Genomic DNA, 26,185 nt, shown 5'->3' with positions numbered 1-26,185 from the left:
CATCGGCAACGGACGCGGCCCGTCACCGTCCGGCCTGACCTGTCGCCAGCGCACTTACACGTTCGGGGGATCACGCTACGGTCACGGATTAGGCAGTATGGGTGTATGAGCGCCGAGGTTCAGATCGCGTCGCACGTCCACGCCCCCAAGGTCGAGACGTTCGACCTGGTCCGGATGACCAATACGGACCCGAAGGGGATCATCCGAGCCGTGGACCGTATCGAGGTTCACCCGTTCGGGCTTTTCCTCGCTCGACCGGTCGTCGGCCATCATCGACTCGCGTATCTGCGGTCCTGGCTGCTGCCCGAGCTGGGTCTGCGGATCACCGACTGCGATCTGCATCCCGGTGTCGTGCCCGAATGGGATCTCTATCTGGACCTGGTGGCGATCACACCGGGGAAGACCAGCTGGACGAGCGTCGACCACTATCTCGACCTGCTGGTGTGGACGGGCCGCGGCGTCACCGTCGTCGACTCCGACGAACTGCTGGCCGCCCTGGCCGCCGACCTGCTCGACGCCACGAGCGCACAGCTCGCCATGGAGAACACCCACCGCGCCGTGGAGGGCATCGCCGCCAACGGTCACGACGTGTTCCGATGGCTGCGCGTCGCGGGCTTCGATCTCACCGACACCATCGCACCGCCGCGCCCGGCTCTGCCGCCGACCAACTAGCCGGCGCCGAACGTCCCGTCAACCGCCGATGTGGCAGGCCGGTGATCTACCGACCGAAAGCAACCCGGATGAAGGCGATCCGTGACAGAAAAGAAGCAGTAAGCCTGGTCACAAACCGCGTCCACGCCGCTACGCTCTGGTTTTGTGGGCGCCGTTATCACTCCGCAGTTGGTCGATGTGGTCGATACGATCACTTCGGTCCGTAATTATTCTTCGGGTACCCGTCGCCGTCTCACCACCTGTTCTGTCGAACGGTGGGGACTTCGGATGGAGTACCTCACCCCGGAGGACCCCTTCGCGGGCTCCGAGGTGACCTGGATTCTCGCCGACCTCGGGCTGCGGCTGGTGCATCAGCGGCCGCGCGCCAGACACGGCCGCAGTGGTCCCAGTGTCCTCACGGCCGTGCGCGTCGAGCGGGATCACCGTGTCTGGCGGACCACCGACCTGCTGCTCGGGCTCGCCGTTCCCGGTGGAACGACGGCCCGGATCGTCCGCTCCGAGGAGTTCGCCGCAGCCGTGGCAGGCCGGGTCCTACCGCCGAGAGATGCCGATCTCGCGCTGCGCACGGTGCACCGGACGCTGGAGGAGGTCAGCCTCCAGCGGCACGATCTCTCCCGGTGGCTGCTGTCCTCGGGAATCTTCGAGAGCTGGCCGCCCCGCTGACGTGCCCGGCGGGGCGCCTGCGCCCGTGCCGTCGCGTCGCCGGGTGGAGACCCGCGCGGGCGACTCACACGCGCAGGCCTTCAGTCGGTCGGTTCATCCCGACCACGACGTACAGCTCGGCGGGCCTGCCCGGGTCCGCCGAGCGGTGCACGCGGGAACCGGGCGCGACGGCCGTGGGCGCCGCGGTCGCCTCGTCCACGGGCACCGGCGGAAAGCCCGCCGCGACGAGCGACGGAGCGAGTGAGTCGGCCGCCGCCGCCGAGGGCACGGTCACGGCCAGTTCGATGACGTCCGGCGCGGGTCGTCCCGGCTCGGCGGTGGCGCCCACGTGCTCGACACCGGCGGCCCGATCGCCGAGTTCGTGCCGCAGCCTGCGGATCAGTCGTCCCGCCTGCGCCGCCCAGCGTGGATCGTGCTCGCCGACGCTCCTGTCGCCGAGCCGTGCAGGCCTGCCCAGCCGTAGATTCTCCTCGAAGGGGCGGATGCGCTCCTCGCTCAGCGCGTCGACCCGCGCGATCAGCTCCTCCGGCGAACCGTCGTTGTCCAGCCAGACGTCGGCCACGGCCTGTCGATCCGCCCGGCTCGCCTGGCTGGCGATGCGGGCACGCACGGCCTCGGCCGTCATGCCCCGCTCCCGCCGCAACCGCTCCACCCGGACCGTCTCGGCCGCGTCGACCACCACCACCAGGTGATAGCCGGGGGCCAGTCCGTTCTCCACGAGCAGTGGGACGTCATGCACGACGACGGCGTCGGCCGGGGCCTCGGCCAGCAGGTCGGCGGTCCTGGCGGCGACCTTGGGATGCACGATCCCGTTCAGTCGGGCCCGGGCCGCCGGGTCGACGAAGACCAGCTCGCCCATGGCGGGCCGGTCCAGCGTTCCCTCGGCGGTCAGCATCCTCGGGCCGAACGCCTCGACGATCTCCGCCAGTCCTGCGGTGCCGGGTTCGACGACCTGCCTGGCCAGCCGGTCGGCGTCGATGATCACCGCCCCCTGCTCGGCGAGACGCCTCGCGACGGTCGACTTCCCCGCCCCGATTCCTCCGGTCAGTCCGATGCGCAGCACCGGACCATCCTGCCGGCCGCGGCACGGCCGGGTCACCAGCCGGTCGCCGCGCGGATCTCGGCCTCCAGGTACGGCGTCATGGTGCGCATGTAGGTGGCACCGATGTGGTTGTGATCCAGATACACCAGAACGTTGCCGATCGCGGGCGGGCAGGAGTCCTCGGTGCAGATGTAGTCGCTGAAGTCGAAGAACGACACGTTGGCCGGCACATCGCCGATCAGCTCGTACGGCGGGACCTCGGTCAAGAGCTCGGCTCTGGACGTCGAGCACTCCGGCGCGTCGACGCCGTTCTCCGCGGCGCACTCCGAAGGCTTGAAGTCGAACCGAGGGTTGTCCCGCATCGCGAGCACCGGAATGCCCTCATCGCCGAGGCGACGCCACTGGTCGACGAACCCGGGAGGAGTCGTCTCGGTGAGCCCGACCCGGACGTCGCGGGAGCCGATCGTGAAGACGGCGTCCGGGGCCATCTCGATGATCTCCTCGGCCGCGTCGGCGTTCCACTGCCTGCAGCCGTCGTCGTTCGGATCGGTCTCCGACTCGACCGAGAACGGGCAGGCACCGCGCAGCATCGAGGTGATCTGCCAGTTCTCGCGCTCGGCGATCTCGTAGAAGGCGGTCGCCCACTGTTCCGCGTGGGAGTCGCCGACGATGACGACGTGCCGCGCGAAGTCGTCGCCGACGGCGTTGCGACAGATCTCCAGCTCCTCATTACGTCCGGAGAAGGCGCAGTGCTCCTGCTCGATCTGCGCCCAGTCGTCGCCGATGGCGATGTAGGACGGGGCCACCCCGACGTCGTCGCCTCCCCAGTACTCGAAGTCCGGGGTCCGGGCCGCGGCGCCGGGGAAGTCCGGATCGCCGACGGCGACCTCCTGGGCGGTGACCTGCCGGTGTGCCAGGTACTGCCAGGTCCCCGCGGCGGCGAGGACCGGGATCAGCATGACGAGCCCGAACCGGTACCCCGCCCACGGCGTACGCGTGCCGACGGCGGACCGGCGCAGCGGGTTCTCCACGAGGTGATAGGTCAGCACCGAGAGCACGACCGAGACGCCGATGATGAAGGCACCGCCCAGCAGACCGACCTCCGCACGCTGCCTCGCCACGAGGTAGAAGATCAACACCGGCCAGTGCCAGAGGTACAGCGCGTAACTGATGTTGCCCAGGTACTCCAACGGACGTGAGGACAGGATCCAGTCCACGCCGAACCGGGTCCCGGAGGCCCCGGCGAGGATGACCAGCAGCGCGGCACCCGTCGGCCAGAGCGCCATGTAACCGGGGAACACGGTGCCGACCTGCAATACGAGGCCGCAGGCCACCAGGGCGATGATCCCGAACCAGCCGAGCACCACCCTGGCGAGCTTCGGGAGATTGACGTGGTCGATGACCAGCATCAGCAGGCCGCCCAAGGCGAACTCCCACACCCGGGTCAGCGAGTTGAAGTACGCGAACGGCTGGTTGGCGGCGGTGCTGATGATGGAGAAGATCAACGAAGCCGTGAACACCGCGAACAGCGTCGCGGCCAGGGTGAGGCGCAGTCGATTACGGGTGAGCCTGGCGACGCCGATGACCAGGAGCACCAGCAACGGCCAGACGACGTAGAACTGGCCCTGGATCGACAACGACCAGTAATGCTGAACCGGGCTGGCCTCATTGGTCTGCGCGAGGTAGTCGACCGAGTCGGCGGCGAGCTGCCAGTTCTCCAGATACAGCGCGGAGGCCACGACCTCCCGAATCGTCTGGAACCACCGGTTCTCCGGCAGCAGGAGCACGGAGGCGACCATGACCGCGATCAGCACGGTGAGGGCGGCGGGGAACAGCCGCTTGATCATCCGACCCCACAACGGCCGGAACTGGATGCCGCCCGGCCGCTCCGCGGCCCGTACCAGCTGACCCGTGATCAGGAAACCCGAGATCAGGAAGAAGACGTCCACACCACCGGACACCCGACCCAGCCAGATGTGGTAGACGACCACCAGCAGCGACGCCACCGCCCGGAGACCCTGCAACTCCGGCCGATACTTCCGCACCACAGGCGGCGCCACCAGATGGGAACCGGTCACCGGCTTCGTCACCTCTGTATCCGATCCGGCAGCGCCTGCCGAATTGAGAGTCACCATTCTCTTCCTCTACTCATCGCCTGCCCCGCCGGCCCCGTCGGTGTCCGGTGCGGCGGACGGGCGCGGTCAGGCGTCGAACCGATCTCGGTACGGCGTCACCACCGGGTCACATCGAGGATCGCCTCCTCCAACATCGGCGCCATGCTAGCCACGTAGCTGGCGGAGATGTGGTTCTCGTCCAGGTACACGAGCACGTTGCCGATCACCGGCGGACAGACGTCCTCGACGCACAGGTAGTCGCTGAAGTCGAGGAAGGAGACGTTGGCAGGCACATCGGGCAGGAACTCGTAGGGTGCCCGCTCGGCGAGGAGCTCGGCACGCGGCACCGAGCAGCTCGCCACATCGAGCCCCGAGTTCTCCAGACACTCCGACGGCTTGTAGTCGTACCGAGGATTGTCACGCATGGCGATCACCGGAATACCGGCGGCCTCCATATTCCGCCATTGCTCGACATAACCCTGCGGCGTCTCCTCCGTCAGCCCGACCCGCACCTCACGGGTCGCCGTGGTGAAGACGAGATCGGGATCCATGTCGATGGTCTGCGCGGCGGCCGCGGCATTCCATTCGACGCAGTCCTCATTGTTCGGGAACGTCTCGGACACCACGGAGAAAGGGCAGGCACCCTTGTACATGGAGGAGATCCGCCAGTTCCGGTCCTCCGCGATGAGGTACAGCGCGGTCACCCACTGCTCGGAGTGCGAGTCGCCCACCACCACGATATGCCGCTCGGCCGGGCCGTCGAGCGTGTTCTGACAGACGCGCAGGTCCTCGTAATGCGGCGAGGTCTCACAGTTGTCCCGGTCGATCTTCACCGCGTCGTCGGACAGGGCGACGAAGGGCGGCGCGGGCACCACGTCATCTTCTCCCCAATAGGTGAAATCGGGTGTCAGACTCACCGCGCCAGGGTGGTCGGGGTCGTCCATGATGCCGTCGTAGGCACCGGCCTGCTGCGCGGCGGTGTACTGCCAGGTGCCCGCGGCGGCGAGCACCGGAACGAGCAGAACCAGCCCGAAGCGGTACCCCGACCACGGCGTGCGCGTGCCGATCGCCGAGCGCCGCAGCGGGTTCTCGACCAGGTGGTAGGTGAGCATCGAGAGCACGATCGAGACGCCGATGATGAAGGCACCACCCAGCAGACCGACGTCGGAGCGTTCCCGCACGATCAGGTAGAAGACCAGCACCGGCCAGTGCCAGAGGTACAGCGCGTAGCTGATGTTGCCCAGATACTCCAACGGACGTGAGGACAGGATCCAGTCCACCCCCAGACGGGTCCCGGAGGCCCCGGCGAGGATCACCAGCAGCGCGGCACCCGTCGGCCAGAGCGCCATGTAACCGGGGAAGACCGTGCTCACCTGTAACACGAGGCCGCAGGCCACCAACGCGGCGATCCCGAACCAGCCGAGGAGCACCCGCACGGCCTTCGGGAGGTTGACATGATCGATGGCCAGCATCAACAGACCGCCGAGCGCGAACTCCCACACCCGGGTCAGCGAGTTGAAGTACGCGAAGGCCTGGTCGCTCGCCGTGCTGATGACCGAGTAGATCAGCGACGTGGTGAACACCACGGACAACGTGCCCAGCAGCGTCAGCCGGAAGCGATTTCCGCTGAACTTCGCGACGCCGATGACGAGCAGCACCAACAACGGCCAGACGATGTAGAACTGCCCCTGAATCGACAACGACCAGAAGTGCTGGACCGGACTCACAGCGTTGCTCTTCGCCAGATAGTCCACGGAGTCGGCGGCGAGCTGCCAGTTCTCCAGATACAGCGCGGAGGCGACGATCTCTCGAATGGTCTGGAACCAGCGATTCGCGGGAAGCAGCAGGAACGACGCGACCATCACGACCGCGAGCACGGTGAGGGCGGCGGGGAACAGCCGCTTGATCATCCGACCCCACAACGGCCGGAACTGGATGCCGCCGGAGCGTTCCACGCTGCGCACCAGCTGGCCCGTGATCAGGAAACCCGAGATCAGGAAGAAGACGTCCACACCACCGGACACCCGACCCAGCCAGATGTGGTAGACGACCACCAGCAGCGACGCCACCGCCCGGAGACCCTGCAACTCCGGCCGATACTTCCGCACCACAGGCGGCGCCGTCACCGGCGGAGACGTCGTTGTGGTGACCGAACCCGATGCCTCGGCCGTATCGGTCAGACTAAGAGTCGCCACGCTCTTCCTCTGTTCGTCGCCACGACGGCTCGTCCAGATCGACGACTGATCGAGGAACCGTCGACCGGTCGATTCGGGTAGGCCGAACGCGGCTCTCCATGCGATGCATCACGAGTGCCCGCGCTACCATTGGATCCGCTGTGACGTGCGTCTCAACCGTGCGACATCCAGGCGAGAACGACAACCGTCAGCGCGGTATAACGTGACACAACTACACACCGGTACGACAGCCGGGTCCGGTTCGTTATCCGGCCGACCGCCAGCCGAGATTCACCGGTGACCATCGCGAACCGAGCGCAACCGAAACACCCGAGACAACGGCGATGAATGCACAGAGGGTGATCTTCGACCGCTTGGTCGAAGATCACCCTCTGATGTGTTCTCACGCTCCGGGGCCGAGCCCCGAATCAGTCAGTCGTCACGCTCCGCCGGAGAGCTTCTCCCGCAGTGCGGCGAGCTGCTCGTCGCTGGCCAGCGAGCCGCTGGAGGAACCGGTGTCCGCGGCCTTCGGCGAGTCGGACGAGTAGTTCTGCTCGCCTGCCTCGCCAGCCTCGGCGTGGTCCTCGGCGGCCTTGGTGACCTGCTTCTTGTGCTGCTCGAAGCGGACCTGAGCCTCCGCGTACTGACGCTCCCACTCCTCGCGCTGAGCGTCGAAGCCCTCCATCCACTCCTGGGTCTCGGAATCGAAGCCCTCGGGGTAGATGTAGTTGCCCTCGGCGTCGTACTCGGCGGCCATGCCGTACTGCGTGGGGTCGAACTCCATCTCGGGAGTGAAGCCCTCGTTGGCCTGCTTGAGCGACAGCGAGATACGACGGCGGTCGAGGTCGATGTCGATGACCTTCACCATGACGTCGTTGCCCACCTGGACGACCTGCTCGGGGACCTCGACGTGGCGCTCGGCCAGCTCCGAGATGTGCACCAGGCCCTCGATGCCCTCGTCCACGCGGACGAACGCGCCGAACGGAACCAGCTTGGTGACCTTGCCGGGCACGATCTGGCCGATGGCGTGCGTGCGGGCGAACTGGCGCCACGGGTCTTCCTGCGTCGCCTTGAGCGACAGCGACACGCGCTCGCGCTCCATGTCGACGTCGAGCACCTCGACGGTGACCTCCTGGCCGACCTCGACGACCTCGCTCGGGTGGTCGATGTGCTTCCAGGAGAGCTCCGAGACGTGCACCAGACCGTCCACGCCGCCGAGGTCGACGAACGCGCCGAAGTTGACGATCGAGGACACGACGCCCTTGCGGACCTGCCCCTTCTGCAGCTGGTTCAGGAACTCGCTGCGGACCTCGGACTGCGTCTGCTCGAGCCAGGCACGCCGGGACAGCACCACGTTGTTGCGGTTCTTGTCCAGCTCGATGATCTTGGCCTCGAGCTCGCGGCTGACGTAGGGCTGCAGGTCGCGGACACGGCGCATCTCGACGAGCGACGCGGGCAGGAAGCCGCGCAGTCCGATGTCGAGGATCAGGCCGCCCTTGACGACCTCGATGACGGTGCCCTTGACCGGCTCGTCCTTCTCCTTGAGCGCCTCGATGGTGCCCCAGGCACGCTCGTACTGAGCACGCTTCTTGGAGAGGATCAGGCGGCCTTCCTTGTCCTCCTTCTGGAGAACGAGGGCCTCGACGTGGTCACCAACGGTGACCACCTCGGCCGGGTCCACGTCGTGCTTGATCGACAGCTCGCGAGAGGGGATGACACCCTCGGTCTTGTAACCGATGTCGAGCAGCACCTCGTCGCGGTCGACCTTGACGATGGTGCCCTCCACGATGTCACCATCGTTGAAGTACTTGATGGTTTCATCGATGGCGGCGAGGAAGTCCTCCGCCGTCCCGATGTCGTTCACGGCGATCTGCGACTCACCTCCACCGGCGTGGACGGGCGAGGCGGGGACGGTGGAAGTGTCGGTGGACATCAGGTAGATGGCTCCGGTACGGATAGGGGTAGGGGGCTCTGCGGTTGTCACTCGGCGGGAACGACCGACACCCCGGTACGGCGACCATGAACCGGGAACCGAACGGCACCGGCCACGACTCACGATGCCTCGGAGCCGACCGGCGTCGAACGTGGGCGGAACGATCCCACTACGCAGCGATATCGTACGCGCAGAGGCGTTCGGTGAGCAAACCCGGCACGCGCTCGATCTGATCTAATCCCCGACCGCGTGAAACGGAGCACTCCGCGTGACCATCGACTCACCCCGAGACACCGCAGCGCAGCAGGGCGATCGCTATGCGGCGGCACAGGCCGCACTGGGGGCGACGAGGTACGGCCACGCCGAGGTCGACGACGCCGCCGCCCGGCTCGCCGGTCGTGTCTGGTGGGACGCCGACGCCGACGAGTACCAGGCCTCGCACGGCGACTTCCTGGGCGACGCCGAGTTCCGGTGGTGCCCGGAGGGCCTCGTGGAGTCCGAGGCGGGGCTGCTGGGCGAGGTGGCCGGTCGGTCGGTGCTGGAGGTGGGCTGCGGGTCGGCCTCGTGCTCGCGCTGGCTGGCGGACCACGGCGCCACACCGGTGGCGCTCGACATCTCGGCGGGCATGCTGCGACACGCCCGGCTCGGCGCCCGGCGCACCGGGACGCACGTCCCGCTGGTGCAGGCCAGCGCCGACGCGCTGCCCTTCGCCGACGACTCGTTCGACCTCGCCTGCTCCGCGTTCGGCGCGATCCCCTTCGTCGCCGACCTCGACCGGGTCATGCGTGAGGTCGCCCGGGTACTGCGGCCGTCGGCGCGCTGGGTGTTCGCGGTGACGCATCCGATGCGCTGGATCTTCCCCGACGATCCCGGACAGGCCGGGCTGACGGTGCGCCAGTCGTACTTCGACCGGGCGCCCTACGTGGAGGCCGACGACGACGGCACGCCGACCTACGTCGAGTTCCATCGGACCCTCGGCGACTTCGTCCGCGCGCTCGAACAGGCGGGCCTGCGACTGACGGACCTCGTCGAACCGGAATGGCCCGCCGGGCACGAGCGGGAATGGGGACAGTGGAGCCCGCTGCGCGGCAGGCTGTTCCCCGGCACCGCCATCTTCTGCTGCCGCACCCGCTAGCGCGGCCCCGCCGGATCATCGAGGCTTGGTCGACACCGACGGGAGCCGACGGCTCCCGGGAGGGAGAGGCCGCCGTGACCGAGGACCTGCTGCCCACACGACATCCCACCGACCTGGTCGCCCTCGATCCTCTGCTGCCGGAGCGGTCCCGGCGCCCGCCCGGCCCGACGATCCACGCCGCGCTGCCCGACGGGAGCCGCGTCGCCGGAGTCCGCGTCGTCACGGAGCACCGTCCCGGCTCCACCGCGACCCTGTGGTCGGCGCGGTGGTCGTGCTCCCTGACACCGCTGCTCGACGTCGCAGAGCCCGCCGGGCTGCACGCGCTGCTGTCGGTCTGGCGGGCGGAGCTGGACCGACTCGCACCGCCCGAGCAGGACTCGTCCTGCGAGATCACCTGGCCGAGCCGGGACGTGGCGGGCTCGCGTGTCCTGCTCGACCACGGTCTCGTCCCGCTCACCGTCCTGGCCGTCCGCTCGGCTGGCAGGCTCACTCGCTCCACCGTCGTTCCCGGACTGACGGTCCGCCGGGCGGGTCCGGCCGATCTCGACGCGGCGCTGGCCCTGTCGGTGAGCGAGGCCCGGTACTCCTCGCTCGTCGGCGGGACCATGCTGCGCCCCGATCTGGTGGACCTCAAACGGGCGAGTCTGGGGGCACGGCTCGCCGGGGACGCCCCCGTGTGGCTGGCGGAGCGGGACGGCCTGCCGGTGGGACTGGCCGAATGCGCCTGGAACACGGTCGGCTCCGACGATCGGGAGGGCAGGCTCCGCCCCGGGATCTGGGGATACGTCAACTGTCTGTCCGTCACTCCCGAGCTGCGCGGCTCCGGCGTCGGGTCGATGCTGGTGGACACGGTGCACCGATACTTCCTCGCCACCGGGGCCTCGGGCACCTACCTGTACTACAACCCGGCCAATCCGCTCTCCGCTGTGTTCTGGCCGCGACAGGGTTATCGTCCTCTGTGGACAGTGTGGGAGGTGCGTCCCGCCTCCGCGCTGCGGTGAGGCGAACAGGCCGAGGGGGTTTCGGTGTGGAACGTCCGATAGACATCCGTGCACGTGCGGTCAGCCTCGCCGACACCAGGGGACGCCTGCTCGCCGCCACCAGCGTCGAACTCCGAGCAGGTGAGCTCACCCTGATCTCGGGGCGTCCCGGCTCCGGCCGGACGGCGCTGGCGCTGGTGCTCACCGGACGGATGCGCCCCCACGACGGCCGGATCGAGTCCGACGGGCCGCTGTCCCGGGCGGAGCTGCGTCGCCGCTCCGCCGTGGTGGACGCGCCCGAGATCAGCTCCCCCGAGCCCGGCGCGCTCCTGCGCGACGTCGTCGCCGAGGGACTGTCCGCCGCGGGCAGGCCGGACGATCGGGAGGCGATCACCTGGTGGCTGCGGCAGCGCGGACTCCTCCCCGACGCCGAGGAACGCGCCGATCGGCTCGACCCCGCCGTCCGCACCCGCGTGCTCACCGACCTCGCCGCCGCCAGGCCCGGCGTCCACGCGCTCGTCCTGGACTGTCCCGATCGCCACGGCGGCAACCCGAACGGATGGTTCTCGGTGGCACGAGACCACGCCGAACAGGGCTGGACCGTCGCGGTGCTGTGCTCATCCGAGTCCGTCCGGATGCTGGGCGCGCCCGCCGCACGCATCGGCGCCCATGACGGCCACCGCCCCGCCTACCGACGCTCCACCGCCGCACCCGTGTTCGCACCGCAGCAGGTCACCGCGCCCCTGCTGTCCCCCGTCGCCGAGGCCGCGTGGCGGGACTCGCGATGAGCGCCCGACGCCTCGCCTCCCTCGAACTGCGCAGGCTCGCCGTCGGGCGGATCACCCGACTCGCCCTCGTCGCGGCGGCCCTCGTCCCGCTCCTCTACGGAGCGCTGTCCATCTACGCCAACTGGGACCCGTACCAGCGGCTCAGCTCGGTGCCCGCCGCCATCGTGATGGCCGACGACGGGGCGGTCGACGCCGACGGCCGGACGCTCGACGCGGGCGCCGAGGTGGAGAGACAGCTTGTGGAGGCGGGCGACTTCGACTGGCGCCGTGTCTCCCCCGAAGAAGCCGATCTCGGCGTCGCCGCGGGTCGATACGGCTTCGCTCTCGTCGTGCCGCCCGACTTCTCCAGCGCGTTGATCGCCGATGTCGCCGTCGACCCCCAGACCGCCAGGCTCACCGTGATCACCAATGACGCGAACAACCATCTGGTGGGCACCGTCGCCGAGCAGCTGGCCGAACGGGTCCGTTCCACCGTCGCCACGCAGGTCGGCCGGGAGACGGCCGACCGGCTGCTGGTGCGCCTCAACACCGTGTACGAGCAGACTGCCGCCTCCTCCGACGAGGCCGTCGAGCTGACCGAGGCGACGGGCGAGTTGATCGCGGCCGTCGTACTCGCGGGGGAACTCCTCGACGAGGCGGTCGAGTCGACCGCGGGCGAGGCCCTCGCGGCGAGAAGCCGGGCCGAGCAGGCCGTGGACCTCGCCGACGCCGCGGGCGACTCCGCCGACGCCGCGGGGGCGGTCGCCGCGGACACCACCGCGCTGGAGGAGGGCGCCGCCACGCTCCGCGATCTGATGCGGCGCGTCGACGACGACATCGAGGCCGCCGACGGGCGATCGGAGGAGGTGAGCTCGTCAACGGCAGCGGCGGCGGCCGAGGCGGCGGAGCTGACGGCGGCAGGCGGCCTGGTGGCCGAGTCGACAGGCGAGATCGCGGCGGGACTGCCCTCGGTCCGCGACGGCCTGTCCGAGGAGTTCACCCGGCTCGGCGCGGCCCCCGAGGAGGTGGAGACGCTGTTGGCCGAGCTCGACGCGCTCACGGAGCGTTCCGCGCTGGTCGACGAGGCGGCGACCGGGCTCGCCGACGCGCTGACCGGCTGGACGGGCACCCACGAGTCGATACAGGAGTCCGCGGCGGCGTTCTCGGCCGCGGCGGACGCGCTCGCCTCCTCGGCATCGGCGGCGAGCGGGGAGGTCGACGAGCTGCTCGCCGCCGGGGAACGCGTGACGACCGCGGCGGCGGACCTCGACGCGGACTTGACTCGGCTGAGTGAGGAGGCGGCCGAACAGCGGGAGGCACAGGACGACGCCGCCGTCGAAGCCGAGACGGCGGCCGACCGGGTCCAGACGCTCGTCGGCGGCGCCGTGGAACTGCTCGAACTCACCGAGGGAGTCGACGAGGCCGCCCTCGATCTCGCCGATCGACTCGCCCAGGACGCGGCGCTCATCCCCACCGTCGACCCCGCCGTCCGGCAGGCGGCGGCCCAGGCCATCGCCTCGCCGGTGACGGTGACCGACCGCGCCCATCTCACGGCGGGCAGCCATGGCGCCGGCCTCGCGCCGCTGTTCCTGGGCCTGGCGTTGTGGGTCGGCGCGGTGGTCTCGTATCTCCTGCTGCGCCCGCTGTCGGTCCGGGCACTAGCGGCGAACGTCCCGGCCTGGCGAGTGGCACTCGGCGGCTGGCTGCCCGCCGCCGCACTGGGTCTCGCACAGGCGGTGACGCTGTTCATCGCCACGGTGCTGGTGATCGGCCTCCCCGCCACGCGGCCGTGGGCAGTGCTGGGACTGCTCGTCGTCACCGCGCTGGCGTTCACCGGGATCGCCCACGCCCTGTGCGCCGCGTTCGGCCCGGCCGGCCGGTTCGTCGCGCTGGTCGCCCTGGTTCTGCAGCTCACCACGGCGGGCAGCGTGCTTCCCTGGCTGACGATGCCCGAGGCCCTGCATCCGCTGCACCGGCTGCTGCCGCTGGGCTACGTGGTCGACGGACTGCGGCACCTGCTCTACGGCGGCGACGCCGAGTCCGCGCTGCTCGCGGTGCTGGTCTGCCTGTGCTGGCTGGTGCTGGCCTTCGTCGTGGCGGTCACGGCGGCGATGCGTCGGCGGGTGTGGACGCCCGGCAGGCTGCGACCCGAGGTCGCCTGGTGACACGGTGCGACGACGGCGACGACACGCACCGGCCCGATCAGCGGATGCCCGCGGCGAGGCGGTCGTGCCCGCGACCAGGACTCGGCGTGGCCGACGCGGCAGCACGGCGTCCGACCCGATCGACGGCATCCGAGACGGTCGCGATCCTCGCCGGGCGACCGGGGTCGCGACCGGCGGGCGCCGACCGAGCGGGCCCGGCGGGGCAGGGACTCGCTCGGTCAGCGGTCGCGGTCACTCCTCGAGCTCCTCGTACCGCGCGACCTCCACCAGGTTGCCGTCGGGGTCGCGGAAGTACAGCGAGATCATCGGCCCGAGGGCGCCGACCCTGGTGACCGGCCCTTCCTCGATCCGCACCTCGCAGGCCCGCAGGTGGTCCTTGACCTCCGAGATCGCCATCGACGTCACCAGGCAGATGTCTGCGGAGCCCGGCACGGCGTAGAGCGCCGAAGGCGTCAGCTGCTCCGAGGAGGAGTGCAGGTTGATCCGCTGCACGCCGAAGGCCAGCCCCGGGCGGTCCTCCGCGAAGGTCACCGGCTGCATCCCCAGCACGTCCCGGTAGAACTCCTGGCTGCGCTCGACGTCAGCGACGGTCAGCACCAGGTGATCGAACCGCTCGACTTTGATCAACGTGTCCTCCGGGTCAGTGGGCGGCGGCGTCCCAGGAGCGCCCGACGCCCACGGAGACCTCCAGCGGAACGTCGAGCCGATACGCGGAGCCCATCGTCCGGCGCACCAGTTCCTCGACCTCGTCTCGTTCGCCGTCGGCGATCTCCAACACGAGTTCGTCGTGCACCTGCAACAGCATCCGAGAACGCAGGCCCGCCTCGGCGAGTCCTCGGTGCACCCCGATCATCGCCACCTTGATGATGTCGGCGGCGCTGCCCTGGATCGGGGCGTTGAGCGCCATCCGCTCGGCCATCTCCCGCCGCTGCCTGTTGTCGCTGGTCAGGTCGGGGAGATAACGCCGGCGTCCGAGCACCGTCTCGGTGTAACCGTCCTTGCGTGCGCGTTCCACCACAGCCTGCAGGTAGTCGCGCACTGCGCCGAAACGAGCGAAGTAGGCGTCCATCTGAGCGCGGGACTCCTCGGCGGAGATCCGCAGCTGTTGGGCCAGACCATACACCGAGAGGCCGTAGGCCAGTCCGTAGGACATCGCCTTGACCCGCCTGCGCAGCTCGGCGTCCACCGCCTCGGGAGCGACGTCGAACGCCCGCGCCGCCACGTAGGTGTGCAGATCCTCACCCACCCGGAAGGCCTCGATGAGTCCCTCGTCGCCGGAGAGGTGCGCCATGATCCGCATCTCGATCTGGCTGTAGTCGGCGGTCATCAGCTCGGTGTACCCGCCGCCGACGACGAAGGCCTCCCTGATCCGCCTGCCCTCCTCGGTGCGGATCGGGATGTTCTGCAGGTTCGGCTCGGTGGAGGAGAGCCGACCCGTCGCGGCGATGGTCTGATTGAAGGTCGTGTGAATCCGACCGTCGCCCGCGATGGACTTGATCAGACCGTCGACGGTGCTCTTGAGTCTGGTGGCGTCTCGGTGCGCCAGCAGGTGGGCCAGAAACGGGTGTTCGGTGGAGGCGTACAGGTTCTGCAACGCCTCGGCGTCGGTCGTGTACCCGGTCTTGGTCCGCTTCGTCTTGGGCATGCCCAGCTCGTCGAACAGCACGACCTGCAGCTGCTTGGGAGAGCCGAGGTTGATCTCCTTGCCGATCACCCGATAGGCGTCGTCGGCGGCGATCTTGACCTGGCTCGCGAAGTGATCGGCCAGCAGTCCCAGGTGATCGGCGTCGACGGCGATGCCCGCCGCCTCCAGATCCGTGAGCACCCCCAGAATGGGCAGTTCCAACTCTCCGAGCAGCGCCGAGGCGCCGATCTTGTCGAGTTCGACGTCGAGCGAGTCGGCCAGCAGGGCGACGGCGTTCGCCCGGACGATCTCGCCGGTGGCCTGTGCCCTGGCGTCGGCGTCCTCGTCGGCCAGCAACGAGAGCTGCCCCGACTCCTCCTCGGCCTCCAGCCGCAGCTCCCGCCCGAGGTAGCGGACCACCAGATCGGCGAGGTCGAAGGACCGCTGTCCGGGGCGGACCAGGTACGCCGCGAGCGCGGTGTCACTGGTCAGCCCGGCGAGCCGCCAGCCCCTGGCCGCCAACACGTGCGTCATGTACTTGGCGTCGTGGGCGGCCTTCGGTCGAGTGTCGTCGGCAAGCCACTCGGCCAGAGCCTGCTCGTCGTCCTGGGTCAGGCCGACGGTCTCGATGTAGGCGCCCTGCCCGGAGGCGGTCGCGAAGGCGAGTCCCTCCGCGTCGCCCGCGCCGCGCGCCCACGTGCCGCGCGCCGCCAGTCCGACGCGCACACCCGCGACGGCGTGCTCAGCCAGCCAGCCGGCCAGCGCACCAGAGGCCAGCAGGCCGCCGTGCACGTCGAGGCCTTCCTCGGCCTCGGGCTCGGCGGTGGCCAGCGTCGCGAAGAGCCGGTCGCGCAGGACGCGGAACTCCAGGTCGTCGAACAGTCGGTGCACGGCGTCGCGGTCCCAGGGGCGCACCGCGAGATCGGCGGGCGCCAGCTCCAGCTCCACCGCGCGATCCAGTTCGGTGAGCCTGCGGTTGAGCAGCACAGACTCCAGTCGCTCCCGCAGGGCGTCGCCCGCCTTGCCCTTCACTCGGTCGACCTGGTCGACCAGGTCGGCGAGCGAGCCGAACTCGCGAATCCACTTGGCGGCGGTCTTCTCCCCCACGCCGGGGATGCCGGGCAGGTTGTCCGAGGGGTCGCCGCGCAGCGCCGCGTAGTCCGGGTACTGGGCCGGGGTCAGTCCGTACTTCTCCTGCACCGCCGCCGGGGTGAACCGGGTCAGGTCGGAGACGCCCTTGCGCGGGTACAGCACGGTCACCGAGTCCGTGACCAGCTGCAGCGCGTCCCGGTCACCCGTGCAGATCGAGGTGTGGAAACCCTCGGCGGAGGCCTGGGTGGTCAGCGTCGCGATGATGTCGTCGGCCTCGAAGCCCTCCTTGGACAGCACCGGGACGCCGAGGACGGCCAGCACGTCCTGGATGAGGCTGACCTGGCCCTTGAACTCGTCCGGGGTCGCCGAGCGAGTGGCCTTGTACTCGGGGTAGACCTCGCTGCGGAACGTCTTCCGCGACACGTCGAACGCCACCGCGAGATGAGTGGGAGCCTCGTCGCGCAGCAGGTTGATCACCATCGAGGTGAAGCCGTAGACGGCGTTCGTGGTCTGCCCGGTGGTGGTCCGGAAGTTCTCCGCGGGCAGGGCGTGGAACGCGCGATAGGCCAGGGAGTGGCCGTCGAGCAGCAGCAGGCGGCCGGGTGCGGAGTTACCGTCAGACAGGGACACGGCCAGCGAGTCTAGGCTGCGGGTCAGACTGTCTGTTCCAGCGCGCCGTCCCGAAGGAGCCACGGGTGAGTGAATCCGGCCCGACCCGAGAGTCGATCAGCGACACCGCAGCTCAGCACGGTTACCTCGCCGAGGCGACCGACGAGCAGCTCACCAGCCGGATGGGCATCGAGATCACCGAATGGGATGCGGACCGCCTCGTCGCGACGATGCCCGTGGCGGGCAACCGGCAGCCCTACGGCCTGCTGCACGGCGGGGCCAACGCGGTGCTCGCCGAGACCCTCGGCTCGATCGCGGCGGCGATGTACGCGGGCGCCGATCGGATCGCCGTCGGCATCGAGCTCTCGTGCACGCATCACCGCGCGGCCCGCGAGGGAGTGGTGACCGGCGTCGCCGTGCCGCTGCACCGGGGGCGCAGCACCGCCTCCTACGAGATCGTGATCACGGACGAGTCGGAGCGGCGGACCTGCACCGCCCGGCTGACCTGCATGCTGCGTGATCGGCCGCCGGGCGAACCCGCCTCGGCCTGAGCCGAGACGCGGCGGGCCCGGGGCGGCGGGGTACCGAGACTTCGGGTTCCGGGGCCTGCGGGGTGCGGCACGAACCGGCGCCCCGCAGGTGTGCGTGGCCGCGTGATGGCGTGGCCGCGGGCGTCCGGGTGTACCAGGCCGGAGGTCGGTGCGGCTGCCCGCCCGTCGCCGGGCCCGCCGCGCCGCGCCTGGCCTGAAAGCCGTGTCCGACGACCTCGGGCCGTCGAGGACGCCGTCCGGCGCGCCACGATACGGCCGCCTGTTCTGCGGGCAGCAAGCACGCGAAGGGGCTCCGACCCGCCGCATCGCGACGGGCCGAAGCCCGGTGCGTCGAGCCCGCTCCCGGTCAGGCCACGCCCAGGTAGGCGTCCTTGATCGCCGGGTCGGCGAGCAGCTCCCGCCCGCCGCCTGCCTTGGTGATGCCGCCGCTCTCCAGCACGTAGCCGCGATGGGCCCGACTGAGCGCGGACTGCGCGTTCTGCTCCACCAGCAGCACGGTCGTGCCCTGCTCGTTGATGTCGGTGATGATGCGGAAGATCTGTCGGATGAACTGGGGCGCCAGTCCCATCGACGGCTCGTCCAGCAGCAGCAGTCGGGGCCGGGCCATCAGAGCCCGCCCGATCGCGACCATCTGCTGCTCACCGCCCGAGAGTGTTCCGCCCTGCTGACCGATCCGCTCCTTCAGCCGAGGGAACAGCTCGTAGACCCGTTCGAAGTCCTCCCGGATCCCCTTGCGGTCCTTCCGGCTGTAGCAGCCCATCTCCAGGTTCTCCAGCACGGTCATGCCGGGGAACACGCCGCGCCCCTCCGGGGCCTGCGAGATGCCCCGCACCACCCGGAGGTCCGCCCGCAGCCTGCTGATGTCCTGACCGTCGAAGGTGATGGTCCCGCGCGACAGCGGCAGCAGCCCGGAAACGGCCCGCATCGTGGTGGACTTGCCCGCACCGTTGGCGCCGATGAGGGTGACGATCTCCCCCTCCTGCACGGTGAGGGAGATTCCGCTCAGCGCCTGAATGCGCCCGTAGTGGACGGAGACATCGGACAGCTCAAGCAACGTCATCGTCGGGCACCCCCAGATACGCGGCGATCACCGCCGGGTCCTCCCGCACCTGCGCGGGCGTCCCCTCGGCGATCTTGCCACCGAATTCGAGCACCACGATGCGGTCCGTGACGCCCATGACCAGCTTCATGTCGTGCTCGATGAGCAGCACGGTGTAGCCGTCGTCCCTGATGCGGCGGATGAGCTCCATGAGCTCCTCCTTCTCCGCCGGGTTGAAGCCCGCCGCGGGCTCGTCCAGACAGAGCAGCTTCGGCTCGGTCGCCAGCGCACGTGCGATCTCCAGCCTGCGCTGATAGCCGTAGGGCAGATTGCGGGCCTTGTCCGCGGCACGGTCGGCGATGCCGACGAACTCCAGCAGGGCCATGGCCCGCTCGACGCCCTCCCATTCCTCACGGCGGTGTCTGCCGAGCCGCAGCAGGGCGCCCACGACACCGGTGCGGTGGCGGGCGTCGGTGCCCACCATCACGTTCTCCAGCGCCGTCATCTCGGAGAAGAGCCGGATGTTCTGGAACGTCCTGGCGATGCCGCGGCGGGTGATCTCGAAGCGCTTCAGCCTGCCCAGCGGCTTGCCCTCCAAGAGGACCTGTCCCTCGTTGGGCCGGTACACGCCGGTCATGGCGTTGAAGCACGTCGTCTTGCCCGCGCCGTTGGGCCCGATCAGCCCGAGGATCTCGCCCCGTCGGATGCCGAAGGAGACCGAGTTCAGCGCCGTGAGGCCGCCGAAGCGGACCGTGACGTCCCGCAGTTCCAGCAGGGTGTCCCCGACGTCGACGGCGATCTCGCGATCGGGTGCCACGACCTCGGCCACCTCGGCCTCGTGCTCGGCACGCTCCTCGTCGGTCATCCGCGCGACCTCGGCGACCAGACCGCCCTCGGCGGCCGTGCCCTCCTGGGCCGTGTCCCGCGCTGCCGCACCCTGGCCGGCCTTCGCCGCATCCGGGTCGGGCTCTCGTTCGTTCTGCGCGCTCATGCGTTCACCCCCTTGCCGGAGTCCTTCATCGGGCTCTCCGTGGCGACCGGCTCGTCCCGGCCCAGCAGCTTGCGATAGCCCTGTCTGCCGTAGGCGAGCAGCCGCTGTCGGGCGCCGAGCAGCCCCTGCGGTCGGAAGATCATCAGCACGATGAGCGCGAGCCCGAAGATCAGATAGCGGTACTCGCTGATCACCTGGAACCGGTCCGGGATGTAGGAGATCACCAGCGCGCCCAGGATGACCCCGACCTTGTTGCCGGAGCCGCCCAGGACGACCGCGGCCAGGAACAGCACCGAGGTGATGACGTCGAACCGCTGGTTGTTGACGAAGGCCGCCTGACCGGCGTAGAGGACGCCGGAGAGACCGCCGATCGCCGCGCCGATGACGAACGCCCAGATCTTGAAGCGGAAGGTGGCGACGCCCATGATCTCGGCGGCGTCCTCGTCCTCCCGGATCGCGACCCAGGCCCGACCGACCCGGCTGCGCTCCAGGTTCCCGACCAGGATGAGCACCAGGATGATCGCGGTGACCGTCAGCCAGTACCAGGGGGTGCCGTCGGTCTGCACGAAGATCGGCGAGCCGTCGGAGTAGGTCCCCGGCGGACCGCCGACGCCCTGGAACCCCTGGTTGCCGCGCAGCTGCGGGATGTTGTCCGCCAGCAGCCGCACGATCTCGCCGAAGCCGAGCGTGACGATGGCCAGGTAGTCGCCGCGCAGCCGCAGTGTCGGAGTGCCGAGGATCACGCCGGAGACCATCGTGACGGCCATGGCGATCGGCACCACCGCCAGCCACGGGTAGTCGCCGTACAGCACCGAGTCGGGGCTGGTGAGCACCGCCGCCACGTAGGCGCCGATCGCGAAGAAGCCGACGTAGCCGAGGTCCAGCAGGCCGGCCTGGCCGACGACGACGTTCAGCCCGATCGCCAGCAGCGCCATCCGGGCCGCGTTGAACAGCGCGATCTCGTAGTCGGTGCCGGGCTCCGTGGTGAGCGGGAAGAAGTTCAGCAGCGGCAACAGATAGACGAGGACCACCAGCGGGATCAGCACACCCCACTGCTGGAACCTGCTCAGCCCGTTCCACCAGTTGCGAATCTTCGTTCCGAAGGGCACGGGAGCCGAATCGGAGGAGTTCCGTGCGTTCATACCCGTGCCTTCCCGAGAGACTCGCCCAGAATGCCGGTGGGCCGGAACATCAGGATGGCGATCAACAGGACGAAGGCGACGATGTCACGCCATTCGCCGCCGAACAGGGACTGTCCGTAGTTCTCCGCGATCCCGAGGACCAGACCGCCCAGCAGCGCCCCGCGCAGATTGCCGATGCCGCCCAGCACGGCGGCGGTGAACGCCTTGATGCCCAGCAGGAAGCCGCCGTTGTAGAGGACGCCCTGCGGGATCTGCATGATGTAGAACAGCGCCGCGGCGCCCGCGAGCACGCCGCCGACGACGAAGGTCAGCATGATGACCCGTTCCCGGTTGACGCCCATCAGGGTCGCGGTGTCCGGGTCCTGTGCCACCGCCCGGATGCCCCGGCCGAGCCGGGTGCGATTGATGAAGATGTCCGCGACGAGCATCAAGGCCAGCGAGGCCAGGAAGACCGTGAGCTGGATGTTGGTCACCCTGGCGCCGAAGATCTCGAAGACGGTCTCCGGCCGCAGCAGCCGGATCGCCCGCTCCGGGTTGGCGCCGCGCCACAGCAGGATGAGCTGCTGGATGGCGAAGGAGGCGCCCACCGCGGTGATGAGGAAGACCAGTCGCGGGGCCTTCTTCCGGCGTAGCGGTCGATAGGCGACCCGTTCCAGGGTCAGGGCGAGCAGTCCGGAGCAGATCATCGCGATCACGCCTGCGAGCAGCAGGTTGACGACGATCTCGATGACCGGGATCTCCAGGGTGGGTCCCGGCCGGAATCCGAGGGCGGTGAAGGTGAAGTAGGCGGCGAAGGCGCCGACGATGAAGACCTCGGAGTGGGCGAAGTTGATCAACTTCAGCACGCCGTAGACGAGGGTGTATCCGATCGCCACGAGGGCGTAGATGCTGCCGTACGCCAGGCCGTCCACGGTGTTGGACCAGAACCGGTCGACGAGCAGCCCGACGTCGAACCCGATCCATGGCTGGCCCTGGGCGAGGACCTGGGTAGAAAGAGACTGATTCACTGATCGACTCGTTTCCATACGAGAGCGCTGAGGCGCGGCCGACGGCCGTCTCCGGCGTCGCCGTGCCGCGCCTCAGCGGTGGTGAAGGAGGATCGGTACTCAGCCGATCTGCTCGCCCTGGACGATCTCGCCGCCCTCGACCCGGTAGGACCACACCGGAGTCTCGGTGAGCTCACCGGTCTCGTCCCACCGGAAGTTCTTGGTCAGACCCTGGCCGTCGTAGTCCTTCACGTACTGGAGGACGTCCTCGCGGGTGTCCAGCCCCTGGTCGAGCGCCGTGAGCAGCACCGTCGCGGCGTCGTAGCCCTCCGGGGAGTACGTCGAGGGCGCGGAGCCCGCCAGCTCCTCGAAGGCGTCCGAGAAGTCGGTGAACCCGCCGGAGGGGACACACGGGCAGGTGAAGTAGACGCCCTCGGCCGCGTCACCCGCGTTGGCGACGAACTCGTTGTCCCGCACACCGTCGGGAGCGACCAGGTCGATCTCCAGGCCGGTGTCGTAGAGCTGCTGCGCGAACGGAGCGGCCTCCTGGTAGTAGCCGGCGAAGAAGATCGCGTCGGGCTCGCTGGACTCGATGCTGCCGATCACGGCGGAGAACTCGACCTGCTGGGTGCGGATCTGCTCGTTGCAGACGACCGCGTCACCCAGTCCGGCGGCGACCTCCTCGGCGAGGCCCATGCCGTAGGCGGAGTCGTCCTGCACGATGCAGACGGACTCGGCGCCGAGGTTCCCGCTGATGAACTCGGCCGCGGCCGGTCCCTGTACCGCGTCGTTGCCCAGCGCGCGGAAGAACGTCTCCCAGCCGTTGGTGCTCAGGTCCGGGCGCGTCGCCGACGGGCTGATCGCGACGAGTCCCGCGTCGGAGAAGGCCTGACCGACGGCGGCGGACTCACCGGAGAACGGCAGTCCGACCACGCCGAGGATCGACTCGTTGTTGATGGCCTCGGTGACCACGCCGGGCGCCCGGTCGGGCGTGCCCTCCGTGTCGAACTCGATCAGCTCGACCTGACAGTTCTCGTTGGCGTCGTTGTGCTCCTGCACGGCGAGACGGATGCCGTTGAGGATGTTGAGTCCCAGCGCGGCGTTCTGCCCGGCGATCGTGCCGATGTAGGCGATGGCGGGCTCGTCGCACTCGCCTGTCCCGTCACCTGCGGGAAGGACCACGTCCTCCGGGACCCCGGGCGAGTCGACCGACGCGCCGTTGCCGTTGTCCCCGGAGGCCGCCGGCTCCTCGGTGTTCTGCGCGCACCCTGCGACCGTCAGCGACAGGACCGCCGCTAACGCCAGGGTCCGTACGAGTCGTGTCTGGGCCACCCGATACCTCCACTAGACCTACCCATACGCCTGTTCGGCGGCCACCGCGTTCACTCGGGGCTGGGTTAGGGGAGGAAGGTAGCGCCCGATCGAGTGGATTGCCCAGACGCAGATAGTTGGTGTTTCCACATCGTGACGGAGCGCGAAGAGTCACCTCTCGCAGCGAGATAGTGACATGTTACCTGCGGAATACGACAGATGGAGCATTTTGTTACATCGGATGTTGTCATCTCCGATAGTTTTACATCCGACCTTATGGCGGGCGGCCTGATCCCGGCCGTTCGTCACGGCCGGGATTCGACAGGCCTGCCGGGCGGCGGAAATCAGTCCAGAGTGTCGACGACCGCGGCGGCGACCGCCTTCATGGTGGTGCGCCGGTCCATCGCGGTGCGCTGGATCCAGCGGAACGCCTCGGGCTCGCTCAACGACTGGTTCTTCATCAGGATGCCCTTGGCACGCTCGATGAGCTTGCGTGTCTCCAGGCGTTCTTGCAGGTCCGCGACCTCGCCCTCGAGCGCGCGAAGCTCGGCGAACCGCGACATCGCCAGCTCGACCGCCGGGATCAGGTCGCGCTTGGCGAACGGCTTGACCAGATACGCCATCGCGCCCGCGTCCCGGGCCCGCTCGACGAGGTCACGCTGGCTGAAGGCGGTCAGGATCACGACGGGCGCGACGCGGTCGCCCGCGATGCGCGAGGCTGCCTCGATTCCGTCGACCTTGGGCATCTTGACATCGAGGATCACCAGGTCAGGACGCAGGCGAGAGGCGAGCTCCACGGCTTCCTCACCGTCGGCGGCCTCACCCGCGACCTCGTAGCCCTCTTCGCGAAGCATCTCGACCAGGTCCAGCCGGATCAGCGCCTCGTCCTCCGCGACGACCACCCGACGGGGGGCGGGCGGGGCGGCGTTGGTGGGCTGGGCCGTCGGTCGGGCCTCGGCAGCCGGCTCGGTCACCGGGGTCCTCCAGGGGTGTGGCAGCGGATGGGCGGACCATCGTGATGGGCATTTGCTCGACGTCCGAGCTTAGCGCCCGACGCACTCCTCCGGTGTATCACGCTCACCACATGTCGGCGGCGCGCCGCCGGATCCGTCCCGATCGCCCGACTCCGCCGGATGCGACGGCCCGCCGGGCTCGGCAGGCGCACCGACTGCCGCGTCAGTCGACACCGGTTGCGCGGAAGGAGATCGCATTGGCTAGAGTCTCTGACCAGCGCACGCCCCCGTAGCCCAATCGGCAGAGGCAGCGGACTCAAAATCCGTACAGTGTCAGTTCGAGTCTGACCGGGGGCACCACCGCTGAGCTGCGGCGACAACCGCACCGCGGAGCTTGTTCGTCGGCACCCGGCGCGGACTCGGACGCGGTGGGTCGTTCTCCTGAATCCGATGGGACGCGCGTCGTCGGCAGGCTGTCCGTCCGGTCGCGCCTGTGGTCCGGCGGTGGTCACGCGCGGGCGTCCCCCGATCAGAGCAGCGCGGCGCGGGCGGCCAGACCCAGCGCGGTGAAGACGGCGCCCCAGCCGATGACGGCGATGGTCTGCCAGATCAGGACCTTCCGCCGATCCAGGCCCGCGCCGATCATGATGAACGTGGACAGGGCGGTGGCCAGTACGAAGGGCCCCAGGAGACTGGCGGCGGGGACCCCGTACCGATCGACCTTGCTCATCACCTTCTTCCGGCGTCTGCTCTTGGCGGGATCGCGGCGCGCGGCGATCCGGCGGGCGGCGGCGCTGCCGAGCCTGTCCGCGATGAGGAGGGCCAAGAGGTTTCCGGCGATCGCCGCGGCTGCGGCGAGCACGAAGGGCATTCCGATGAACGCGCCGATGAACGCGCCGATCTGTGATTCCAGATAAGGGACGATGCCGACGGCGAACACCGCGAAGAACTGCACCAGCGGATGCAGCTGACTCACGACGTCGGTGATGAATGCGGTCACGTTCTCCATGTCGTTCCTTCTCTGTTGTCCAACGGTTGACGATGACGAGTTCGGGATCGCCTGATGACACGGGCGGGGCGTGGTGAGTCGGCGGGGAGAGCGAGAATCGCCACCGGAGCCGGTTCGGGGCGCACCGACGATCGGGGCCGCGATCAGCCGCAGGCCCGCCGCGCGGCATCTCGGCTGAAGCCGGCGGCTCGGCCCGTCGTCTCGCCGCCGGGGCGGACGGGCGGCGTGAGCTGCGGTGGGCGCGCCGGCCGTGCCGCGGTGCGGCCGAGATTCGCCGGTGCATCGACTCCCGGCCCGTCGTCATCGAGGAACCGACGAATGCGCCATGACATGACGTCCGTTCCTCCTGACCGTCCGGGCGCGTCAGCACGGTCGCGCTGACGATGACCATTCGAAACCGTGACGCTGCGGCACGGTCAAGCCGCGCTGCCGCTATCCACGCGTGGCGTGTGTCTCAGTTCTTACGGCGCCGTGACCTCCGTCGAAACGCGCCGAACCGGAATTCGAATCGGGTGACGCCGCGGCATGAGTTCGTCGCGCGCCGTGCACCGTTACCCGATCAGGACTTCTCTTCGATCAAACCGGCCGGCTCGCCGTCGGCGTCGCGATGCGGACCGGTGTGCCGCCCGCGAACCGGCGTGGGGCTGATCGTGTCTGCGACGATGTCGTCGTGTCTGCTTCGCGGATGCCGCGCCCCGCGGGGTCCGACCTTCCTGTTCCGCTCGCCCTGCCCGGCGCAGCGACCGCCGCCGCGTGGTGAGCCACCGCTGGGTGAGCCCCACCGGACGGTGACGCCGCTGCCTCGCGCGGCGGAATCCCGACGCCGCCCAGGCGGGCGGCGACCGGGGCGGCGACAGCAGGACGAGGTCATGCGGTCGATCATGTCCGTCCGAAGTCCCCGCAGGTAGTGTCACCTGTCATGGATTCGCTATGACAGGTGTCATGAATCTGCTCGACGCCCCCCCGAACCGGAGCCGAACCGCCTCCCCATCCTGATCGGCCGTCCCGGAGACCGGTGCCCACGCGCCCACCGCCCGGCGGCACCCGGACGACGGGGTCACGCCTGCGGCACGGACGGGCCCGACGAACCGATGTCCGCACCGGTGCCCGGCAGTCCGACGACTCGACATCGCCAGGGCCCGAACCCGGCGCCGACTACCTCGACGGCGCGATCCTGACGACCCGCCGGGGGTCGACCACCCGGAGATGACGTCCTTCTACAGCGGTGCACCC

20 protein-coding genes and 1 tRNA gene are annotated in these 26,185 nt (G+C 69.4%); 8 read left to right on the top strand and 13 right to left on the bottom strand.

Annotation, left to right across the window (positions count from 1 at the left end):
• Positions 1–105 precede the first annotated feature (105 nt).
• Positions 106–672 carry a ribonuclease FAU-1 family protein gene (locus AHOG_RS10045; protein ID WP_093941119.1) on the top strand — a complete coding sequence of 189 codons (567 nt, stop codon included), beginning with the start codon at positions 106–108 and terminating at the stop codon, positions 670–672.
• Positions 673–939: 267 nt separating this feature from the next.
• Positions 940–1,335, top strand: a complete 396-nt coding sequence (locus tag AHOG_RS10040; RefSeq protein WP_245856676.1) for a ribonuclease FAU-1 family protein — start codon at positions 940–942, stop codon at positions 1,333–1,335.
• 64 nt (positions 1,336–1,399) lie between these two features.
• Here the strand turns inward: AHOG_RS10040 and coaE are convergent, their stop codons facing one another.
• From coaE to rpsA, 4 genes are all read right to left on the bottom strand, one after another.
• A complete protein-coding gene (gene coaE, locus AHOG_RS10035; RefSeq protein WP_157736745.1) occupies positions 1,400–2,398 on the bottom strand; it encodes a dephospho-CoA kinase in 999 nt (332 codons plus the stop codon).
• Positions 2,399–2,430: 32 nt separating this feature from the next.
• Positions 2,431–4,512 carry an acyltransferase family protein gene (locus AHOG_RS10030; RefSeq protein WP_093941117.1) on the bottom strand — a complete coding sequence of 694 codons (2,082 nt, stop codon included), beginning with the start codon at positions 4,510–4,512 and terminating at the stop codon, positions 2,431–2,433.
• Positions 4,513–4,607: 95 nt separating this feature from the next.
• Positions 4,608–6,617 carry an acyltransferase family protein gene (locus tag AHOG_RS10025; RefSeq protein WP_184450860.1) on the bottom strand — a complete coding sequence of 670 codons (2,010 nt, stop codon included), beginning with the start codon at positions 6,615–6,617 and terminating at the stop codon, positions 4,608–4,610.
• 487 nt (positions 6,618–7,104) lie between these two features.
• Positions 7,105–8,598: a 30S ribosomal protein S1 gene (gene rpsA / locus AHOG_RS10020; RefSeq protein ID WP_093941115.1), complete on the bottom strand. Its 1,494-nt coding sequence runs from the start codon at positions 8,596–8,598 to the stop codon at positions 7,105–7,107.
• A gap of 337 nt (positions 8,599–8,935) precedes the next feature.
• On the opposite strand from rpsA, the gene AHOG_RS10015 reads away from it, so the two are divergent.
• The 4 genes from AHOG_RS10015 to AHOG_RS10000 all read left to right on the top strand — a co-directional run bounded on the left by AHOG_RS10015 (position 8,936) and on the right by AHOG_RS10000 (position 13,645).
• Complete coding sequence (locus AHOG_RS10015; protein WP_221438461.1) at positions 8,936–9,733, top strand: class I SAM-dependent methyltransferase; 798 nt, start codon at positions 8,936–8,938, stop codon at positions 9,731–9,733.
• 74 nt (positions 9,734–9,807) lie between these two features.
• On the top strand, positions 9,808–10,734 hold the full coding sequence (locus AHOG_RS10010) for a GNAT family N-acetyltransferase (protein WP_245856674.1): 927 nt from the start codon (positions 9,808–9,810) through the stop codon (positions 10,732–10,734).
• Between the two features lie 26 nt (positions 10,735–10,760).
• A complete protein-coding gene (locus AHOG_RS10005) occupies positions 10,761–11,501 on the top strand; it encodes an ATP-binding cassette domain-containing protein (protein WP_184450863.1) in 741 nt (246 codons plus the stop codon).
• Positions 11,498–13,645, top strand: a complete 2,148-nt coding sequence (locus AHOG_RS10000) for a YhgE/Pip family protein (protein ID WP_157736744.1) — start codon at positions 11,498–11,500, stop codon at positions 13,643–13,645. Before AHOG_RS10005 ends, AHOG_RS10000 begins: the two co-directional genes overlap by 4 nt.
• Before the next feature lie 231 nt (positions 13,646–13,876).
• Here the strand turns inward: AHOG_RS10000 and AHOG_RS09995 are convergent, their stop codons facing one another.
• Together AHOG_RS09995 and polA are read right to left on the bottom strand one after the other, a co-directional pair.
• Entirely contained in the window at positions 13,877–14,272 is a 396-nt protein-coding gene (locus tag AHOG_RS09995) for a VOC family protein (protein ID WP_093941111.1), read from the bottom strand.
• Positions 14,273–14,285: 13 nt separating this feature from the next.
• Positions 14,286–16,991, bottom strand: coding sequence for a DNA polymerase I (gene polA, locus AHOG_RS09990; protein ID WP_245856673.1), 2,706 nt, complete (start codon positions 16,989–16,991; stop codon positions 14,286–14,288).
• A 95-nt stretch (positions 16,992–17,086) separates the two neighbouring features.
• On the opposite strand from polA, the gene AHOG_RS09985 reads away from it, so the two are divergent.
• On the top strand, positions 17,087–17,521 hold the full coding sequence (locus tag AHOG_RS09985; protein ID WP_245856954.1) for a PaaI family thioesterase: 435 nt from the start codon (positions 17,087–17,089) through the stop codon (positions 17,519–17,521).
• 346 nt (positions 17,522–17,867) lie between these two features.
• On the opposite strand, the gene AHOG_RS09980 is transcribed toward AHOG_RS09985, so the two are convergent.
• The 6 genes from AHOG_RS09980 to AHOG_RS09955 all read right to left on the bottom strand — a co-directional run bounded on the left by AHOG_RS09980 (position 17,868) and on the right by AHOG_RS09955 (position 23,964).
• Positions 17,868–18,581: an ABC transporter ATP-binding protein gene (locus AHOG_RS09980; RefSeq protein ID WP_093941110.1), complete on the bottom strand. Its 714-nt coding sequence runs from the start codon at positions 18,579–18,581 to the stop codon at positions 17,868–17,870.
• Positions 18,568–19,425, bottom strand: coding sequence for an ABC transporter ATP-binding protein (locus AHOG_RS09975; RefSeq protein WP_211290630.1), 858 nt, complete (start codon positions 19,423–19,425; stop codon positions 18,568–18,570). Before AHOG_RS09975 ends, AHOG_RS09980 begins: the two co-directional genes overlap by 14 nt.
• A gap of 122 nt (positions 19,426–19,547) precedes the next feature.
• Entirely contained in the window at positions 19,548–20,693 is a 1,146-nt protein-coding gene (locus tag AHOG_RS09970) for a branched-chain amino acid ABC transporter permease (protein ID WP_093941108.1), read from the bottom strand.
• On the bottom strand, positions 20,690–21,700 hold the full coding sequence (locus AHOG_RS09965; protein ID WP_245856672.1) for a branched-chain amino acid ABC transporter permease: 1,011 nt from the start codon (positions 21,698–21,700) through the stop codon (positions 20,690–20,692). Before AHOG_RS09965 ends, AHOG_RS09970 begins: the two co-directional genes overlap by 4 nt.
• Before the next feature lie 99 nt (positions 21,701–21,799).
• Positions 21,800–23,011 carry a branched-chain amino acid ABC transporter substrate-binding protein gene (locus AHOG_RS09960; RefSeq protein ID WP_093941106.1) on the bottom strand — a complete coding sequence of 404 codons (1,212 nt, stop codon included), beginning with the start codon at positions 23,009–23,011 and terminating at the stop codon, positions 21,800–21,802.
• Positions 23,012–23,334: 323 nt separating this feature from the next.
• On the bottom strand, positions 23,335–23,964 hold the full coding sequence (locus tag AHOG_RS09955; RefSeq protein WP_093941105.1) for an ANTAR domain-containing response regulator: 630 nt from the start codon (positions 23,962–23,964) through the stop codon (positions 23,335–23,337).
• A gap of 262 nt (positions 23,965–24,226) precedes the next feature.
• Between AHOG_RS09955 and AHOG_RS09950 the strand changes: the two genes are divergently transcribed.
• Positions 24,227–24,303, top strand: a tRNA-Leu gene (locus AHOG_RS09950).
• 169 nt (positions 24,304–24,472) lie between these two features.
• On the opposite strand, the gene AHOG_RS09945 is transcribed toward AHOG_RS09950, so the two are convergent.
• Positions 24,473–24,952: a hypothetical protein gene (locus AHOG_RS09945; protein ID WP_093941104.1), complete on the bottom strand. Its 480-nt coding sequence runs from the start codon at positions 24,950–24,952 to the stop codon at positions 24,473–24,475.
• Positions 24,953–26,185 lie beyond the last annotated feature (1,233 nt).

Source organism: Actinoalloteichus hoggarensis, assembly GCF_002234535.1.
Taxonomy (GTDB): Bacteria; Actinomycetota; Actinomycetes; order Mycobacteriales; family Pseudonocardiaceae; genus Actinoalloteichus_A; species Actinoalloteichus_A hoggarensis.
This window is presented reverse-complemented; position numbering and strand designations above follow the sequence as displayed.

What these genes read in the sequence shown, in the direction of transcription:
- AHOG_RS10045 (WP_093941119.1), top strand. Translation starts at nt 106, where the DNA reads ATGAGCGCCGAGGTTCAGATCGCGTCGCACGTCCACGCCCCCAAGGTC.
- AHOG_RS10040 (WP_245856676.1), top strand. Translation starts at nt 940, where the DNA reads ATGGAGTACCTCACCCCGGAGGACCCCTTCGCGGGCTCCGAGGTGACC.
- AHOG_RS10030 (WP_093941117.1), bottom strand. Translation starts at nt 4,512, where the DNA reads ATGGTGACTCTCAATTCGGCAGGCGCTGCCGGATCGGATACAGAGGTG.
- rpsA (WP_093941115.1), bottom strand. Translation starts at nt 8,598, where the DNA reads ATGTCCACCGACACTTCCACCGTCCCCGCCTCGCCCGTCCACGCCGGT.
- AHOG_RS10000 (WP_157736744.1), top strand. Translation starts at nt 11,498, where the DNA reads ATGAGCGCCCGACGCCTCGCCTCCCTCGAACTGCGCAGGCTCGCCGTC.
- AHOG_RS09980 (WP_093941110.1), bottom strand. Translation starts at nt 18,581, where the DNA reads ATGACGTTGCTTGAGCTGTCCGATGTCTCCGTCCACTACGGGCGCATT.
- AHOG_RS09975 (WP_211290630.1), bottom strand. Translation starts at nt 19,425, where the DNA reads ATGACCGACGAGGAGCGTGCCGAGCACGAGGCCGAGGTGGCCGAGGTC.
- AHOG_RS09970 (WP_093941108.1), bottom strand. Translation starts at nt 20,693, where the DNA reads ATGAACGCACGGAACTCCTCCGATTCGGCTCCCGTGCCCTTCGGAACG.
- AHOG_RS09945 (WP_093941104.1), bottom strand. Translation starts at nt 24,952, where the DNA reads ATGGAGAACGTGACCGCATTCATCACCGACGTCGTGAGTCAGCTGCAT.